The organism is Burkholderia sp. S171, from assembly GCF_009766085.1.
GTDB lineage: Bacteria > Pseudomonadota > Gammaproteobacteria > Burkholderiales > Burkholderiaceae > Caballeronia.
In genome coordinates this window covers 61,911-79,337 of the sequence record NZ_LMUF01000035.1, presented here as the reverse complement: position 1 = coordinate 79,337, position 17,427 = coordinate 61,911, and the positions used below count along the sequence as shown (strand labels likewise).

Below are 17,427 nucleotides of genomic sequence, written 5' to 3'. Positions count from 1 at the left end.
GGAGGGAAATACGCAGAACACCACGCCTTGCCTACCGCTCAACCTCGCCCTTAGCCGCCAGTCCATAACGCTTGATCTTTTCGTAGAGCGTGGCCTTGCCGAGTTGCAGCCGGTCGGCCGCCGCGGCCACCACGCCGCCGCACTGCTCCAGCGCTTCCCCGATCACCGCGCGTTCAAACTGCTCCGTGCGCTCTTTCAGCGATTGCGTCGCGGCATCGAGCGGGACACCGGTTTCATCGATGATACCCAGCACCATCCGGTCCGCCGCGTTGCGCAGTTCGCGCACATTGCCCGGCCAGTCGCGCTGCATCAACTCTGCTCGCTGGCGATCGTTGAGCAACGGCGCGGGGCGTTCGTATCGCACGGCGGCATCGAGCAAAAAATGCTCGAACAACGGCACCACGTCTTCGCGGCGTTCAGCAAGCGGTGGCAGCGTGATCGTCACCACGTTTAGCCGATACATCAGGTCGCGCCGAAACGTACCTGCCGCGACATGCTCCGTCATGTCGCCCTTCACGGCCGCGATCACGCGGCAATTCGCGCGGATCGGCTGATTCGAACCCAGCCGCTCCAGCACGCCGTCCTGCAGCACACGAAGCAATTTCACTTGCAGCGCGAGCGGCATGCTTTCGATTTCATCGAGGAACAGCGTGCCGCCCGACGCATGTTCGAGCTTCCCGATGCGGCGTTTCTGCGCGCCAGTAAACGCGCCGGCCTCGTAACCGAACATCTCCGACTCGAACATTTGCTCAGGCAACGCACCGCAATTCACTGCGATAAACGGTTTATCCCGGCGCGGCGACAAGTCGTGCAGGCTGCGCGCGATCAGTTCCTTGCCGGCGCCGGTGTCGCCGTTAATCAGCACGGAGGCATCGGTGGGCGCCACGTTGGCGATCAGCTTGCGCACCTGTTCAATCGCCGGGCTGCGTCCGATGATCTTTGGCGCCACGCTGCTCTGGCCCGCAAGCTCACGCCGTAGCGCGCGGTTTTCCAGCACGAGTGTGCGACGTTCCAGCGCGCGGCGAACCGCTTCAATCAAGCGCTCCGACGCGAAGGGTTTTTCGATGAAATCGTAGGCGCCGTCGCGCATGGCCTGGACGGCCATTGAGATATCGCCGTGGCCTGTCACGAGGATGACCGGTACTTCGGGCGCCCGTTCGTGGCATTGAGCGAGAAGATCGAGGCCGCTCGCGCCCGGCAGCCGGATGTCGCTCACGATCACGCCGGGGAAACTGGCATCGATCAGCCGCGATGCGCCCTCTACACTCCCGAATGCGGTTACGTCGAAGCCCGCGAGCTGGAGGCTTTGCACGCTTGCGCGGCGTACCAGTTCATCGTCTTCGATGAAGATCACCTGAAGGCCTGTGGTCATGGGTTTCTACTCCTGCGGGGTGTTGCTTCGTGTTGCGGTTTTCAGCGCGAACCGCTGTGGTTCGCTGTGGTTCGCTGTGGTTCGCTGTGGTTCGCTGTGGTTCGTTACGTATCCGCGCATTTTCTCAGCATGGAGCGCGTGCTGCTGCACCGGTCACGCCCGATGCAGCGTAATCACGAATTCCGCCCCGTGCGAGCGATCCGCGTCGGTCTGCGTGCCGCCCTCCGGCCCATCCACTTCCACTTGCGGGATCAGATTGCGTGCGACCAGCGTACCGCCGTAATCCCGCGCGATAGCCGACGATATCGCCAACCCCAGACCCAATCCGTGACCCATTTCCTTCGTCGTGAAAAACGGCTCGAAAAGACGCGGCAGGACATCCGGTGGAATGCCCGGCCCGTTGTCGCGCACCACGATATCGACCGTTGTTTCGTGCCTCACCAACTCAATCTCGATACGAGGAACATCGCACGCGACCACCGCGTCCAGCGCGTTGCCAATCAGGTTGATCAGGATTTGCTCGAGCCGCAGATCCTCGCAGCGCACATAGAGCGGCGGGCTGGAATCGGCGCGTTCGTTGGCATCGAAGGCGAGCACTACGTTTTTCAAACGCGGCTGCAACATGGCGAGCACGTTGCGCAATGCGCGGCCAACATCGGTACGTGCGTTTTTCGGACGGGCCTTGGCCACGAACAACTTCAGCTGATTCGTGATCTTTCCCATGCGCTCGGTCAGCGCGGCAATCGCTTCAAGATTTTCATGCGCCGCGACGTGATCGCCGCGCTCGATCAGCACGCGGGTGTTGTCGGAGAAACTGCGCAATGCGGCGAGCGGCTGGTTCAACTCATGCGTAATGCCCGCCGCCATCTGCCCCAGCGCGGCCAGTTTGCTCGCCTGGATCAGCTCGTCGTGCGCCGCCCGCAAGTCCTGTTCGGCGCGCGTGCGCTCGCTCACCTCCTTGGTCAGCATCACGTTCGCCTCCGATAAATCCGCCGTGCGCTCCGCGACGCGTTCATTCAGTTCGGCATAGGCGGTCTGCAACAGCGCGCGGCTGCGGATCATTTCCCGCACACGCACACGCCGCATGCGCCAGTAGAACGCGAGCAAACATAGCGAAATGAATACCAGCGCCGTCACCACCGTCGCGCTCCACGCGGCATCGACCGCCGGATCGAGCGACACCATCGTCATCAAGTGCCAATCGGGTTCGCCGAGCGCGCGCTGCGTGGCGAGGAAACTCGGTGCGTCGCGCCCGCCTCCCACGCGCACGATCTGCGCGCCGCCTTCGAGCGTGCGCACGATGGTCATCGGCAGCGCGGTGATCGGATGCTGCGCGTACTGCCGCGCGGAATACACCGACGCTTCGATGTCCTTCGGCAACGGCCGCAGCGTGTGATATTTCCACGCCGGCACGGAAGACAGGAAGATCACGCCGTGGTCATCGGTGACGAGCAGCGGCTCGGAGGCATCGGCGCCCTGCAGCCATTCCAGGTTCAGCTTGACCACAGCCACGCCGATAATGTCCCGCGTGCCCTCTTTGAATACCGGCTGCGAGATGAAATAACCCGGCTCGCGCGAGATCGTGCCGAGCCCGAAAAATCGGCCGGTTCCGCCTTTGACGGCATCGACGAAATACGGCCGGAAGAGGTATTCCGCCCCCACGAAACTATCCGGGCCATCCCAGTTGCTCGCCGCCACGCAGCGCCCGTTCGACTGGATGATGTAGGTCGCCGTGGCACGCGCGTGCGTGTTCAGGTCGGCGAGATAACGGTCCGCGCGTGCGGCGAATTGCGGGTTCGGATCGGCGAGAACTTCCTGCACGAACGGATGGCGCGAAAGCAGATAAGGCAGATATTCGTAACGGTCGAGCGTGCTTTTCAATTCGGCTGTTGTGCGGTCGACACGCGCCGCCGCGTTTTGACGCAACGTGTCCAGGCCACGCTGCCACGCGATACTCCACGTGAGCGCGCACACGCCGGCAAGTGCCGCGAGAAGAATCAGGAAAACGATCAAACGCCGCGTCACGTGAACGGATTCCAGACGGTGGAGACCCCCGATTGTGGCACGCGCCGCTTCGAACGCGGTTCCGGCCGACGCCCGCGCCGATGCCTGCACCGATTCCTCCGCCGTCCCCTTCGTAAACGGACGCGGCGAAGCATCCGCCACCGAATGCTTCGCCGCTTTCATTGCTGTTGATTCCCTTTCGCGTGAATGCCAGGTAAGCAGCGCTTGACCCGCCGCTGCTTCACCCGATCAGGACACGGTTTCGGCTTCGGTATCCACCGCGCCGTGCTTGAGCTGATCGCGCAACTTGTTGCGGTCCAGTTCGTTTTCCCATGCCGACACAACCACCGTCGCCACGCCGTTACCTACGATGTTCGTCAGCGCGCGGCACTCGCTCATGAAGCGGTCGATGCCAAGAATCAGCACCATGCCCGACAGCGGAATGGTCGGCACGACAGCGAGCGTGGCAGCCAGCGTGATAAACCCTGCGCCGGTCACGCCGCTTGCGCCCTTCGACGTCAGCATGGTGACCGCGAGCAGCGTCAGTTGCTGCGTCCAGCTCAGGTCCGTGTTCGTGGCCTGCGCGATGAACAGCACGGCCATCGTCATGTAGATGTTGGTGCCGTCGAGGTTGAACGAATAACCAGTCGGCACCACGAGGCCGACGACCGAACGCGAGCAGCCGAGCTTTTCGAGCTTGAGCATCAGTTGCGGCAATGCTGCTTCCGACGAGCTCGTACCCAGCACGATCAGCATTTCTTCCTTGATGTACGCGACGAAGCGGAAGATGTTGAAGCCCACCATTTTCGCGATCGCGCCGAGCACGACGACCACGAACACGATCGACGTCAGATAGAACGTGCCGATCAGCTTGAGCATGGGCACCAGCGAGCCGATGCCGTACTTGCCGATGGTGAACGCCATTGCGCCGAACGCGCCGATCGGGGCCAGCTTCGTGATGATGCGCACGATGCCGAACAGGATGTGCGACAAGCCTTCGATAAAGCTCGTTACCACGCGGCCCTTCTCACCGGCGGTAGCCAGCACGGCACCGAACAACAGCGCGACCAGCAGGATCTGCAGGATTTCGCCTTGCGCGAACGCGGACGAGATCGTGTCCGGAATGATATGCATCAGGAAGTCGGTGGTCGTCTGGCCATGCGCCTTCGCGGCGTACGAGGCAACCGCCTTGGCGTCCAGCGTAGCCGGATCGATATTGAAGCCCACGCCCGGTTTCAGCAGGTGGGTCGCGGCGAGGCCGAGCACAAGCGCGAAGCTGGAGACGACTTCGAAGTACAGAAGCGCCTTGCCGCCCACGCGCCCGACCTTCTTCATGTCTTCCATGCCGGCAATCCCGGTCACGACCGTACAGAAGATGATTGGGCCGATCACCATCTTGATGAGCTTGATGAACCCATCGCCGAGCGGTTTCATCTCGGTGGCGAGCGCAGGATAAAAATGCCCAAGCGCAATGCCGATGGCAATCGCCAACAGCACTTGCACATACAGGACTTTATAAAAAGGTTTCTTCACGGTTGTCACAGTTGTTCCGGGCATGGTCGGCGTATAGCAAAAGGGTGAGACAAAAACGCGCCGGCGCTAGGCTGCGGCGATGCGCGTCTGGCGTCGGCAAAATCAGGTCAAGCTGAATGGGATGGGTTGCATCGAATCGTCTCCCTGTCTTGTTTTATGGCCTGTCTGGCCAGCCCTTCATATTGCAAGGTCGATGCCAGTTTTTGACTCGTGTTTAGCGTTGATTCTTAAGGGTTTTTTGTTGACACGGAGCAGCGAAAATCCGTGTTTCCGGAATTCGGGAATTGGACCGTCCGACCATCCGGACGGCATTCGGGTTATCCCTGAGACGCTTTATCTACGGGCTTTCCCGCGGTTTTGGGGGGCTTTGGAGGGAGCTAGCGAGGTCACGCGTTCCGGGGAACTGGAGCAGTCTTCAACCGGGATAGGGACGATGGTAGCGATCGCGTGCCTCCACACGACTATTAGAGCTTTGAGGCTTCTACCCACCCTGATTGACGACGCCTTATCTTCCGTGCTTGGTCATCAGCTCGCAATTTCGCTCGACGCTTCCCTCCCGCGGCCGCTCACCTTCACGCAGTTGCGCTTCGCTCGCTGTGATTGACGTGCTGTGAGACTTGCATCAGCAAGAGTGCGCCCGTGCTGGGCGCAAAAAACAGTGCTGCACTAGGGCAGGGCTCAAACGAGTACCGCTGCGACCGCGCTCTTATTCGCGTGAGCGATGCAGCCGATGTGCTCCGTTCCATCCATGAAGTCTCTCTCAGATAAATCCCAATCTTCCGCCGTTCGCCTCTCTCGGCTTGCGCTCTTGTCAAACGTTAGTCGATGATTCACGACCGAGTCTTATCTTTGTAACGATAAGAACGATTGTTCCAATAAAGAGCCGTCAGACATTGAAGAGCCATCAAACATTTGGCCACGGTTTAACTGAGAGATTGGGACTACGAAATGAGAAGTACAGATCAACAACGAGCCGAAACGCACCGTTCGGCCGGGGGGCTCATCACGGGCCGGCAGGCGTATTACGTCGACGTGCCGAGCGCGGCGAACTCGAAGGACTTATCCGTGGTGTCGTACCACGCTCACGAACGCATGAGCGAGCCCTACGATATCGTGGTCGAATTGACGCATCCCGAGCAGCTCACTCGCGCTGACTTCCTGGGCCGCGATGCACATTTCACGATCACCGCCGAGGACAGCTCGGAGCCGCGCACATACACCGGCATCCTCGTCAGCTTAATACGGACCAAGACGACGAAGGACGCATTTCACTACACCTTCGTCATTAAGTCGCAGATAGCGCGTTTGGGCCTCGTGCATGCAAGCCGCGTGTTTCAGCACCAAAGCGGGCCGCAGGCCATCGAAGCAATCCTGCTGCGCGATAAGTTCATGGACCACCAGTTTGTCTTCAGGCTGCGTCGTGACTATCCCATCCATGATTTCCGGCTGCAGTACCAGATGTCGGACCTTGATTACATTCGTTTGGTATGCGAGCAAGAAGGAATTTTCTTCTATACCGAACAAGGGAAGCACGGTGACGTGATCGTGTTCTGTGACGATATCGATCACTACATCTATACGCCCGAACTGAAGGTGCCGTATCGGGAGAACGCGGGGCTTGAGGCGGGAATTGAAGCGGTGTACGCGCTGGAGACGCACGCCGAGGTGGTGCCGCAGTCCGTGATAGTCGCCGACTATAACCCGCTAGTCTCTTGGGAACGTTTTAGGGACGAGGTTAACGTCGCAATTAACGACACGACGACTTACGGCACGCCGTATATCTACGGCACGAATCATCTGAGTCAGGCTGGCGCGCAGTGGGAAGCACAGTTGCGTCACGAAGCGGCGATTGCTTGGCAGGTGGTTTATCACGGCCAGAGCAATGTGCTGGAGTTGCGACCAGGCCGCATTCTACGCATTGATGAAGCGTTGCCCGATGCGCCGAGTGGGCAGGTGATTATTGAGGTGACGCACTCCGGAGGCCGGGGCAAAGCGTACACCAATTCGTATAAAGCGATCCCGTCGGACCGCCGATTCAGGCAAAAAATAGACGAAAAAAAGTGGCCCAAAATTTCTGGGGCATTAAGCGGGCGTGTCACGTCGCCGAACAAATACCCTTACCCGTACGTCACGAAATTCGGTCACTACGTAGTTCGGCTTGACCTCGATTTCGATACGTGGAATCCGGGTGGTGAAAGCGTGCCGCTGCGGCTCGCGAAGCCCTTTGCAGGTGCACTCCAAACGGGGTTCCACTTCCCCGTGCTTGATGGCACGGAAGCGGTCATCATGGCCCGCGACGGCGACCCCAATAAGCTTTTCATTTCGCAATTCCATCACACGAGTCTGCAGACCGATCTGATTACCAATCAGGACCGGTGGATGTCTCGTCATGCGATCCGCACTCAAAGCGATAACAAGTTTGAAATTGAAGATTGGAAGGGCGAAGAGCACGTCAAGCTGTCTACTCCGCACTCTGGCAAAAGCCAGTTGATCCTGGGGCACATCGTCAACGGAAAACGCGAGCATCGCGGAAGCGGTTTCGATCTGCGTACCGATGCCCGAGGTGCCGTGCGAGCCGGAGGTGGGCTGATTCTTTCGAGCGATATCCAGCGACAGGCAGACGGAAAACACACCGACATTGCCCCGGCAATGGGGCAATTGCAGATCTCTAATGCTCAGGCACAAGGACTGGCAGATGCTGCGGCGGTTGCGAAGGCTGAGATTGCTGCGTTGCAGGCTGAAAGCCAGTGGCTGAAGGAAAGCGTTGCCGAATTGAAGCAGGCTGTCATGGTGCTGTCCGCGCCTGCGGGAATTGCCGTGGCGACGCCCGATCGGATCTCGGTTGCCGCTGGGAAAGACGTGACGGTGACCACCAGCGCCGGCGTCGGCATGAGTGCGCTGCGCAATGTAGCGATCGCGGCCGGTGATGTGCTGTCTCTCTTTGCGCACAAGCTTGGGATCAAGTTGTTCGCGGCACGCGGAAAGGTGCTGATTCAGGCCCAGTCAGACGCGATTGAAATGGTGGCGGCTAAAGACATGCAACTGACCAGCGCCGAAGGCACGCTGACCGCGAACGCGGCCAATGGCGTGGTCATTAGCGGTGGCGGAACGGCATATATCAAGGTCGTCGGCGACAACGTTGAGATTGGTGGAGCTGGCAATCTGATTCTTAAGATTATCGAAGTGACGAAGCAAGGTCCCGGCTCGCTCAAGTTGCCGTTACCAAAATTCGATCAGGTCAGTGTTGGGAGTGACGAAAAGTTCGTGCTTACCGACACCCTCACAGGGCGTCCCCTCGCCAGAAAAGCCTACAGGATCACATTGGCCGATGGTCAGATTGTTGAAGGAATCACGGGACAGGATGGCCGGACGTCGGTATCCAAAACAGACATCGCGCAGGGCCTGAAGCTGCTGTTGCCTAAAGCGAAGGGAACGTAAGTACATGACAGATGAAGTGAACAACGTAGACGGCACCAAGCCTGCCGTAGAGACGCCGCAGCGCTATAAGCTTGATGAAGCGACGCGTGTGGTGCCGATGCAGACGAACGAATTCGGACAACCCTTTTGGGAGTCGTTTCACACGCCAGAGAGTTTTCAGGTGTCTGCCGAAGCGCAGGTGCCTCCGCATTTGCCGGGTGTGATTATTTTTGTGCATGGCGTGAACTCGGAGGGGGAATGGTACGAGTTTGCTGAACAGGGGTTGTGTGATGGACTGAATGAACGGCTCGGATTAACTGGCAGTGCAAAGCTAAAACCGAACACGTACACGACAAAAGAGAATGGGAGGACCGTTCCAAGATACATCAAGAGCGGGGACGCTGGACGCTCACCAATCATCCACTTTTACTGGGGCTATCGGGCAACCGACGGTCACGAAAAAGACTGGCGCGTTGCGTTACAGGACATGAACGGCTTCGACTACTGGTCTCCCGAGTGTCCTGCGGGCCAAGGACCATGGTTCTGGGGCGGCGGCCCGTTCCAGAACGGCACCAATAATCTGCAACAGAGTTATGGAGCGAAGCTGGCTTTAAACGGCATATGCTTGGGTTCGACGCACAGACGCTTAACACTGAAGCGGATCGGCAATTGCAGGATGCTCCACCCCGAACTTATTACGCCTATGCCGCTCAACGGCTTGCGGACCTGATCGACAAGATTCGCAACCACTCCGGGCGCGACACCGTGACGCTGATGTCACATAGTCAGGGAACCATGATTGCGATGGCGGCAACGACGCTGTGTAAAACACGCGCTCCTGATGCGCTGTTCGTCATGAATTCGCCATTTGCCATGGATGACAAAATTACCGACGCGTTGCAGTCTCACGGGGATCGACCAACGGCTCAGGCGCGGATAAATACATTCCGCAATATTGCCAATCGCATTAAGCAGGACAAGCATATCTTTACCGAAGAACAGATGCAGCAAGTGCATGTCGGCGCAAGCCATGACTTGAACTTCTGGCGCCCCGATGTGCGGATGCGCTGTGGCATGCCCGAGCGCGACAACCATGGTCGGCTCTATGTCTACTTCACGCCGCATGACCGGGTTATGGGCGCAATGCCACTGCAGAGTATTGGTTGGCAGGGAATTGATGACAAGCTGCTTGAAGAGCTGGGCGATACGGTCAAACAACGGATGCTTGCCCGATGTACGCCCGTGGGCGGCGAACCGGGCGTTCAGAAATTTGGAACCCTGCCGCCGATTCAGGTTCCCTTGGATCGCGTCGATCCCGATGAATTCTGGAACGGAAACCGAAAAATTTTAAACGGCCTGATAGGTACGCTTTGGGCCGTGCCGAAGAGAAGCAAGACTGTAACGATCAACGCTGAGAAGGTGCCGAACCCGCTCACTGCTGACGATATGAAGCCCTTTGAAGAGTCTAGAGCCGGTGCGAAAATTTGGAGTGACGTCGATCCGAAGACAGGTAGATATCGTGACAACACCTTCCCATACATGCGGTCGATCTACCAGCCCGAAAGATGGCTCGGCCGTGATGACGTGTACGCGACCAATGGACATACCCGATCGAAGGAAACGCATAAGGAAATGCTCGACTACATCAACAACTATGTCCCGGAACCGGCTAATCACAGCACGCTGCCAAGTCACGTCGAGTTCATGAAGCGTGTTGTTGCTTACGACCTGCCGGTTGGTTTTTGCGACGCTTACGGCAATCTTGAATTCTGGACCGCACTGATGCACGACGCCGACTGGATTTCGCTGAAAGACCCGTATTTCACCACGGGAACTTTAAACAAGCCGCCGGTGCCGCCTCTTATTGACGGTCAGAAAATAATTGATACAAAGACGCAGGCGGACGTCCAAGCACTCTACAGTGCGAGGAACGGATGAGACGCGCACTCTTTATATCCGCGCTGATCGCGCTTTTGCAGGGCTGCGCGACCCAGCAGCCTTATACCTTTATGCTTGCAGACTTCCAGCGTGCCGAAATTCTGCCGTATGATTCGCCGCCCCAAGTGATCTATCGGATCGACGATCATCGTTTTGTCACGCTTGAAAAATATCGCGATTGCAATCATGGCATCACTTACTACAACGACACCAAGGCCGGCATTCGCGAGGAACTAGGACGTGCGGGAATCGAGAACTTTCAGGGACGGTTGATTAACGCCGACCCGACGGGGAGGAACATCGTAATCCCGTCGGCCGGACCGCCGGAAATCGCCTGTAGTGATCGAGGATGTACGACATCACTTATTTATTCGACCGATGGCGGACGCACGTTCGCCGGTGTGTCGTATATGAACAGCTTTCATCCATTTCAAGATTCGAGTGACTACACCATTATTGCCACTCCGGATAAGCTGTTTGTGGTCCAGTCGGTAAGTGGCGACCTGCGCGTCCGTCAATTCCCGCTCGCTCCGGGAATTGATCTAGATCGACCTTATCCTCTGGGATTTCATTCAGACAGCGGTTGGGATTCGAAAAAGAAATTGCTACCAAGCGGCCCGCTTCGCTCGCCCTCCGGCCAGGAACGCTTCACCTGTGACGCGTCGATCAAGCCCACCAACCCCGATGCCCCGCTCACAAGGAATTGACGTGGTAAAAGCCGCAGGTATGCAACGCGCATTCTTTGTCGTCGCCTTGGCCGTATTTTTTCAGGGATGCTCCGCTCAGCAGCCGCCCTCGTTCAACTATGCGGACTTCACAAGCGCGAAGGAGCTTCCATATGACTCCCCGCCGCAGGTGATCTATCGGATTGACGATCATCGGTTTCTTACACTCGAAAAGTATCGCGATTGCAACTTGGGTGACACGTACTACAACGACACCAAGGCAGGCATTCGCCAAAAGATGGATCGCGGCACCGTAGAGAACTTTCAGGGCCGCGTGATTAATGCTGACCCGAGGGGCCGGAATATTGTCATACCGTCGGCAGACCTCCCGCATATCGCTTGTAGTGACAGGGGGTGCAATACTTTCCTGTTTTATTCGAGCGACGGCGGCCATACGTTTCGCGTCATGGAATATATGAACAGTTTCCATCCTATGGAGGACTCAAGGAAATACTCGGTGGTCGTCACAAGAGACGGTTTCTATGTCGCGGAAAAAATTCAAGGTGACGCTTATGTTATCGGCTATCTACTTAAAAGGTCTGGTAGTCCTGACCAGCCTAATTCAGTGAGAATCGAGCGAGAAACTTTCACAGCATCGAAGAGACCGCACATCATGGATGGTTTGCATTCTCCGTCCGGTCAGGAGCGATTTACCTGTGATGCGTCTATCAAGCCCACCAACCCCGATGCCCCGCTCACAAGGAATTGACGTGGTAAAAGCCGCAGGTATGAAACGCGCATTCTTTGTCGTCGCCCTGACCGCATTTTTGCAGGGGTGCTCCTCCCAGCCGCCGCCTTCGTTCAACTATGCGGACTTCACAGGCGCGAAGGAACTTCCTTACGACTCCCCGCCGCAAGTGATCTATCGGATTGACGATCATCGGTTTCTTACCCTCGAAAAGTATCGCGACTGCAACTTGGGCGATACGTACTACAACGACACTAAGGCAGGTATTCGCCAGAAGATAGATCGCGGCACCGTTGAGAACTTTCAGGGGCGAGTGATTAACGCCGACCCGACAGGGCGGAACATTGTCATACCGTCAGCAGACCTCCCGCATATCGCGTGTAGCGATCGCGCATGCAATACGTTTCTTTTCTATTCAACCGATGGGGGCAATACATTTCATGTTTTGCAGTACATGAAAAGCTTTCATCCCAGCGAGGATTCGAAGAATTACACAATCATTGCCTCAGCGGATAAGTTGTTTATGATCGAGTCTGTCAGTGGCAACCTACATGTCCGTCAATTCCCGCTGGTACCGGGGATCAACCTGAATAGTCCGTATCCCCCCGGACTTCATTCAGACAGTGGTTGGGATTCGAAAAAGAAATTACTTCCAACTGAGGCCCTTCACTCACCGTCCGGTCAGGAACGCTTCACCTGTGACGCGTCGATCAAGCCCACCAACCCCGATGCCCCGCTCACAAGGAATTGACGTGGCAGAAACCGCGAGGATGAGATGCGCTTTATTCGTCGTCGCCCCAATCGCGGCTTTTCAGGGCTGCGCAACGCCGCAGCCTTATACGTTTATGCTTGCAGACTTCCAGCGTGCCGAAGTTCTGCCGTATGACTCGCCGCCCCAAGTGATCTATCGGATTGACGATCATCGTTTTGTCACGCTTGAAAAATATCGCGACTGCAACCACGGCATCACCTACTACAACGACACTACGGCCGGCATTCGCGAGGAACTAGGACGTGCGGGAATCGAGAACTTTCAAGGGCGGTTGATTAACGCGGACCCGACAGGGAGGAACGTCGTGATTCCAGCGGCTGGACCACCGGAGACTGCCTGTAGTGATCGAGGGTGTACGACATCACTAATTTATTCGACCGACGGCGGCCGGACATTCGCTGGCATGTCATACATGAACAGCTTCCACCCGTTCCAAAATTCAAAGAAGTACTCGGTGGTCGTCACAAAAGACGGTTTTTATGTTGCGGAGACAATTCAGGATGACGCTTATGTTATCGGCTATCTACTAAAAAGGTCTGGTAGTCCTGACCAGCCTAATTCAGTGAGAATCGAGCGAGAAACTTTCACAGCATCGAAGAGACCGCACATCATGGATGGTTTGCATTCTCCGTCCGGCCAAGAACGACTCACCTGTGACGCGTCGATCAAGCCCACCAACCCCGATGCCCCGCTCACAAGGAATTAACATGAAATCCCCCGTCTGTCTCGGAGACGACACCACGCATGGTGGCAAGGTCATTCGCGTATCGTCTACCTTCAACTTCGATGACCGCAAAGTCGCGCTGCTTCACGACATCGTGTCGTGCCCGATCCATGGAGACAACCCTATCATCGAGCACGGTCATGGTTTTTCCGATAATGGAGTACCCGTGGCTGTGGACCGCTGCCGCACCCAATGTGGAAGCGAGGTAATCGCGTCCGGTTGCGGAGTGACTATCGAATGAACGTGAAATGGGACCGCCCCAACCCTCCTGAACGAGAGTTGCCGTCACCGCCCTCTCCATGGATTTATGTCATCTTGCTCGTGGTGCTGCTGCTTGCTGGCGCGGTACTCACCGTGGTCAACTGGCCGAAAGGACAGCCCACGATGACCAAGGAATTCTTCGGGTGCATCTTCCTTCTCCCGACCTTCGTGTGGTTTTTTATCGGCGGCTTTATCTATCACACGTCCTACGAACTAAATCATCTCGAGGCTGTGTCATGGAATATCCAGCGCTGGTACTACCTAATGAATCGGCAGCGATGGGCGCGGCAAACGCTGGCAATTCTTGCAAGTGCGGCCGTCACACCTGAGATCGACGTGGCCGAGCGCATGCTGGGACTGGAAGGCTCTAAGCCCATGAACCCGGACAAGACAATGGTATTGCCCGATCTGGGCACAGCAGTCGGCGAGTCAAGACTGCAAAAGGTACTCGAATCGCTGTTGACACCAATGATCGGGATGATCTCGACGGCCACATCAAAAGGGACATTTGACATACTGGTGCAATCTCTCAAGATCGAGGATGGCGCTGATCTGCATCGGGTATGGAGCAAGCTTGAATTGCCCGGTACGCCAAAGCTTCATTGGAGTGCTCACGACAGCGCCTTCCCCGCTGGCGACTGGATTGATTCGCAGCAGATGCCAGATTTTCGTCTCGTCGTTGCATGGCAATTGCGCGATGCGGGACAGGAGCCGACGTTTTCCGAAGCGGCAACCGCACTGTTGCTAGCTAGACCCGAAGCACTGACCCTACGCAAAGGCAAGCTCAAAACACAGGCGTACCTTTATCGGCCTATCGTGGCCGAAGCGGACGCGATTGATGCGGGCTTGAAGAATCTGCTGACAAGAGAGCAAGTGCCGACGGCGCGAATCAAGCACTTCTGGTTAAGCCGCTTGAACCGCATGACACGGCATGCTTCGAAAGAGGCAATCAAAGACGGCGGCCTATCGGCGGTCGAACATGATCTGGATCACGCCATAGGCAAACCCGGACCCGTGAATGCGTGGTTGCTTCAGGCGCTCGCCGCCGAGATGGTCGAGCATGGTCAAGGTGCGCAATTGATCGCCGCACCGCTCGGAAACGGGGTGTCGTTCAATCTCGTCGGCAGCGAGCCCGCGCAGATATCCGTGCCATACGATGAGCGGCTCACCTATACGGTGGTCTCTGTTCCAATGACACTCGGCATCATCGCCTTGGCCATGTTGGCGATGGTGGCACTCACTAGCGCCCCAGACGATACGACCCGCCTGATCATCGGCATCGTTGCGGTGTTGTTGATTGCAGCTACGATCGGCGGGGACTACATGCATCGACGCAATACAGAGTGGGACTTTTGGGGGCGCCATGGTTAAGCCCGCGCAAACCTTATGAGAAACATTCGCCCGAATCGATATCGTGCGCTTACGAATCCCTTCCTCTTGGTTAGCCCCGGTCTGCGCTGGATATGGCTTTGCATGCTGCTGTGCGCTACCTGGATGACGGTGGCCGGCTGGTTCGCTGCGCTTGACATTGGTTCGCCAATATTTATACAAGCGGGGCTGGTGTTGTTTGGCGCAAGCCTTGGGGATATCGTGGCTGTGCTGCACTATGAACGGCGTGCGTTCGTGGTTCACATGCTATACGTCGATGGAATAGTTTTCGGCATTTGCGAGGATCGTGGTGACGCGATTAACGAGGCCAACTCGTGGAAGTGGTATCGGTTGCAGGGATCGCCGTGGCGGATAAAACTGAAGCGGAAGCGCCCGCATGTGCGCACGGTTGATGTGCTGGCGCGGTTGGACGAGATAGATAAGGCGTTTAACCGAGAACGTGCGCGAGGCGGTGCTCGGACTCGCAGATAGTCCGACAGGGGCAATCACATTGATTGCCTCCTTCTACGACACTTCGCATGTGCCTCCGCATCGGGAGGTTGAGCGATTGAGTCGATGCGCGACGATAGGACTTGCTCCTCCAAGATCGCGTCATGCTGGGCGCTGAATGAAAAACCCACGTTTCCGTGGGTTTTTTTCGTACGGTCCAAGCCAGAGGAAGACTTACATCGCACCGACCAATCCCGCGTCGTGAGCCTGCTGATCCGCGTGGTAGCTTGAACGCACCATCGCGCCAACGGCCGCGTGCGTGAAGCCCATCTTGTACGCTTCTTCCTCGTACATCTTGAACCTGTCCGGATGAACGTACGCACGCACCGGAAGATGATGTTCGGACGGCTGCAGATACTGACCGATCGTCAGCATGTCGACGTTGTGCGCGCGCAAGTCGCCCATGACTTGAAGAATCTCTTCTTCAGTTTCGCCCAGGCCCACCATCAAGCCGGATTTAGTCGACACTTCCGGATGCAACGCCTTGAAGTCCTTCAGCAGCTTCAGCGAATGCGCGTAATCCGAACCCGGACGTGCTTCCTTGTACAGACGCGGCACCGTTTCAAGATTGTGGTTCATCACGTCAGGCGGCGCGGCGGTCAGGATGCCGATCGCGCGGTCCAGACGACCTCGGAAATCCGGCGTCAAAATTTCGATACGCGTCATCGGTGAATGCTCACGCACTTGCCGGATACATTCCACAAAGTGCGCAGCGCCGCCATCACGCAGATCATCGCGGTCCACGCTCGTGATCACGACGTACTTCAACTTCAGCGCGCCGATAGTACGGGCGAGGTTCAGCGGTTCGTCGGCATCGAGGGGATCGGGGCGGCCGTGGCCCACGTCGCAGAACGGGCAACGACGCGTGCATTTGTCGCCCATGATCATGAAGGTCGCCGTGCCCTTGCCGAAACATTCGCCAATGTTCGGGCAGCTCGCTTCTTCGCAAACCGTATGCAAGTTGTGTTCGCGCAGGATCTGCTTGATCTCGGTGAATCGTGAACTGCCTGTTGCCGCCTTCACGCGAATCCATTCGGGCTTTTTCAGCTTTTCGATCGGGATGATCTTGATCGGGATGCGCGCCGTTTTCGCTTGCGCCTTCTGTTTGGCGGTCGCGTCGTAGGGCACAGTAGCGGGCGTTGAAGCGGCGGTGCTGCCAGCCAGATTTCCGGTTACGTCAGTCATTCGGTCGGTCCATTCAGACGGCCACGCCGTTCTGCGGTTGGGCGGCGGTCGCGCGATGGCCGCCAATATGGTGAGTGAGGTTTTCAGCCAGCGTTTGAGCCACGTCGTTCCAGTCTGCTGTCACGCCGAGTGTTGCCATGTCGACGGTTTCGAGTCCGGCGTAGCCACACGGGTTGATCGCCAGGAACGGTTGCAGATCCATTTTCACGTTGAGGCTCACACCGTGATAACTGCAGCCGTTGCGGATTTTCAGCCCGAGCGCTGCGATCTTTGCGCCAGCGTGGGCAAGCTGCGACGGCGTTGGCGCGACGTAGATGCCCGGCGCGCGCTCCTTGCGTTCCGTTGCAAGATTATACGATGCAAGCGTTTCGATCACGCCGGCCTCGATTCGATGCACCAATTCGCGCACCATGAGCTTGCGACGGCGCAGATCGAGCAGGAGGTAGGCAACGACTTGTCCGGGCCCGTGATAGGTAATCTGGCCGCCGCGATCGACTTTGACGAGCGGGATATCGCTATTGTGATTGAGCAGATGCGCGGGATCGCCGGCCAGTCCTAGCGTGAAAACGGGTGGATGCTCGACGAGCCAAATTTCGTCGGTTGTCTCCGACGTGCGCGTCTCCGTGAAGGCGCGCATGGCGTCGAAGCTTTGTGTGTAAGGCTCGAGGCCACGCCAGCGGAACATGACCGAGGGGGCCAAGGCGCCAGGGACGGCACAATCTGTTGACACTGAGGGGGAAGTTATTACCGGCTGGGCGGACATAGTCCTGTTAGTTTACCGAACTTCGGTTACCCGCGCCGAGGGACGGTTTTCGACTCTCTTTTACAGCAGTCCCGAATTGCCAGCGGTGCTCAATTGCTGGTTTCAGGCTTAGCGGTCTTCATGCAAACCAATCCCGACCGCCAACCAGCCCACTCGCGCCGACAAAC

15 protein-coding genes are annotated in these 17,427 nt (G+C 57.4%); 10 read left to right on the top strand and 5 right to left on the bottom strand.

All coding sequences use genetic code 11. The features are described 5' to 3' along the window. Positions 1–31 precede the first annotated feature (31 nt). The 3 genes from GSQ93_RS18590 to GSQ93_RS18580 all read right to left on the bottom strand — a co-directional run bounded on the left by GSQ93_RS18590 (position 32) and on the right by GSQ93_RS18580 (position 4,909). Entirely contained in the window at positions 32–1,372 is a 1,341-nt protein-coding gene (locus tag GSQ93_RS18590; protein ID WP_158937126.1) for a sigma-54 dependent transcriptional regulator, read from the bottom strand. 153 nt (positions 1,373–1,525) lie between these two features. After that, positions 1,526–3,559 (bottom strand): ATP-binding protein, encoded by a 2,034-nt coding sequence (locus tag GSQ93_RS18585; protein WP_158937125.1) that lies wholly within the window; start codon positions 3,557–3,559, stop codon positions 1,526–1,528. Positions 3,560–3,625: 66 nt separating this feature from the next. Beyond that, complete coding sequence (locus tag GSQ93_RS18580; RefSeq protein ID WP_158937282.1) at positions 3,626–4,909, bottom strand: dicarboxylate/amino acid:cation symporter; 1,284 nt, start codon at positions 4,907–4,909, stop codon at positions 3,626–3,628. A 948-nt stretch (positions 4,910–5,857) separates the two neighbouring features. Between GSQ93_RS18580 and GSQ93_RS18575 the strand changes: the two genes are divergently transcribed. From GSQ93_RS18575 to GSQ93_RS18530, 10 genes are all read left to right on the top strand, one after another. Next, complete coding sequence (locus tag GSQ93_RS18575) at positions 5,858–8,347, top strand: type VI secretion system Vgr family protein (RefSeq protein ID WP_158937124.1); 2,490 nt, start codon at positions 5,858–5,860, stop codon at positions 8,345–8,347. A gap of 4 nt (positions 8,348–8,351) precedes the next feature. Continuing rightward, positions 8,352–9,056: a hypothetical protein gene (locus GSQ93_RS18570; protein ID WP_158937123.1), complete on the top strand. Its 705-nt coding sequence runs from the start codon at positions 8,352–8,354 to the stop codon at positions 9,054–9,056. Beyond that, a complete protein-coding gene (locus GSQ93_RS18565; protein WP_158937122.1) occupies positions 8,996–10,264 on the top strand; it encodes a hypothetical protein in 1,269 nt (422 codons plus the stop codon). Before GSQ93_RS18570 ends, GSQ93_RS18565 begins: the two co-directional genes overlap by 61 nt. Further along, positions 10,261–10,971 carry a hypothetical protein gene (locus tag GSQ93_RS18560; RefSeq protein ID WP_158937121.1) on the top strand — a complete coding sequence of 237 codons (711 nt, stop codon included), beginning with the start codon at positions 10,261–10,263 and terminating at the stop codon, positions 10,969–10,971. The genes GSQ93_RS18565 and GSQ93_RS18560 overlap by 4 nt, the downstream gene beginning before the upstream one ends. Position 10,972: 1 nt before the next feature. After that, positions 10,973–11,698: a hypothetical protein gene (locus GSQ93_RS18555; RefSeq protein WP_254073932.1), complete on the top strand. Its 726-nt coding sequence runs from the start codon at positions 10,973–10,975 to the stop codon at positions 11,696–11,698. Between the two features lies 1 nt (position 11,699). After that, a complete protein-coding gene (locus GSQ93_RS18550; protein WP_254073931.1) occupies positions 11,700–12,428 on the top strand; it encodes a hypothetical protein in 729 nt (242 codons plus the stop codon). Position 12,429: 1 nt separating this feature from the next. Next, positions 12,430–13,155 carry a hypothetical protein gene (locus tag GSQ93_RS18545; protein WP_254073930.1) on the top strand — a complete coding sequence of 242 codons (726 nt, stop codon included), beginning with the start codon at positions 12,430–12,432 and terminating at the stop codon, positions 13,153–13,155. A gap of 1 nt (position 13,156) precedes the next feature. Continuing rightward, positions 13,157–13,414 (top strand): PAAR domain-containing protein, encoded by a 258-nt coding sequence (locus tag GSQ93_RS18540; RefSeq protein ID WP_158937120.1) that lies wholly within the window; start codon positions 13,157–13,159, stop codon positions 13,412–13,414. Next, the gene (locus GSQ93_RS18535; RefSeq protein WP_158937119.1) at positions 13,411–14,805 is read left to right on the top strand and encodes a hypothetical protein; all 1,395 of its coding nucleotides are present in this window, start codon (positions 13,411–13,413) and stop codon (positions 14,803–14,805) included. The genes GSQ93_RS18540 and GSQ93_RS18535 overlap by 4 nt, the downstream gene beginning before the upstream one ends. Before the next feature lie 102 nt (positions 14,806–14,907). Beyond that, a complete protein-coding gene (locus GSQ93_RS18530; protein WP_158937118.1) occupies positions 14,908–15,294 on the top strand; it encodes a hypothetical protein in 387 nt (128 codons plus the stop codon). A 192-nt stretch (positions 15,295–15,486) separates the two neighbouring features. Here GSQ93_RS18530 and lipA read toward each other — a convergent pair whose 3' ends face one another. Together lipA and lipB are read right to left on the bottom strand one after the other, a co-directional pair. Then, positions 15,487–16,497: a lipoyl synthase gene (gene lipA, locus GSQ93_RS18525; protein WP_158937117.1), complete on the bottom strand. Its 1,011-nt coding sequence runs from the start codon at positions 16,495–16,497 to the stop codon at positions 15,487–15,489. Between the two features lie 13 nt (positions 16,498–16,510). Beyond that, positions 16,511–17,260 carry a lipoyl(octanoyl) transferase LipB gene (gene lipB / locus GSQ93_RS18520; protein ID WP_158937116.1) on the bottom strand — a complete coding sequence of 250 codons (750 nt, stop codon included), beginning with the start codon at positions 17,258–17,260 and terminating at the stop codon, positions 16,511–16,513. Positions 17,261–17,427 lie beyond the last annotated feature (167 nt).

Excerpts from the sequence above, each read along its gene's own strand:
- GSQ93_RS18590 (WP_158937126.1), bottom strand. The coding sequence starts at position 1,372 with ATGACCACAGGCCTTCAGGTGATCTTCATCGAAGACGATGAACTGGTA.
- GSQ93_RS18585 (WP_158937125.1), bottom strand. The coding sequence starts at position 3,559 with ATGAAAGCGGCGAAGCATTCGGTGGCGGATGCTTCGCCGCGTCCGTTT.
- GSQ93_RS18575 (WP_158937124.1), top strand. The coding sequence starts at position 5,858 with ATGAGAAGTACAGATCAACAACGAGCCGAAACGCACCGTTCGGCCGGG.
- GSQ93_RS18570 (WP_158937123.1), top strand. The coding sequence starts at position 8,352 with ATGACAGATGAAGTGAACAACGTAGACGGCACCAAGCCTGCCGTAGAG.
- GSQ93_RS18560 (WP_158937121.1), top strand. The coding sequence starts at position 10,261 with ATGAGACGCGCACTCTTTATATCCGCGCTGATCGCGCTTTTGCAGGGC.
- GSQ93_RS18540 (WP_158937120.1), top strand. The coding sequence starts at position 13,157 with ATGAAATCCCCCGTCTGTCTCGGAGACGACACCACGCATGGTGGCAAG.
- GSQ93_RS18535 (WP_158937119.1), top strand. The coding sequence starts at position 13,411 with ATGAACGTGAAATGGGACCGCCCCAACCCTCCTGAACGAGAGTTGCCG.
- GSQ93_RS18530 (WP_158937118.1), top strand. The coding sequence starts at position 14,908 with ATGCTGCTGTGCGCTACCTGGATGACGGTGGCCGGCTGGTTCGCTGCG.
- lipA (WP_158937117.1), bottom strand. The coding sequence starts at position 16,497 with ATGACTGACGTAACCGGAAATCTGGCTGGCAGCACCGCCGCTTCAACG.
- lipB (WP_158937116.1), bottom strand. The coding sequence starts at position 17,260 with ATGTCCGCCCAGCCGGTAATAACTTCCCCCTCAGTGTCAACAGATTGT.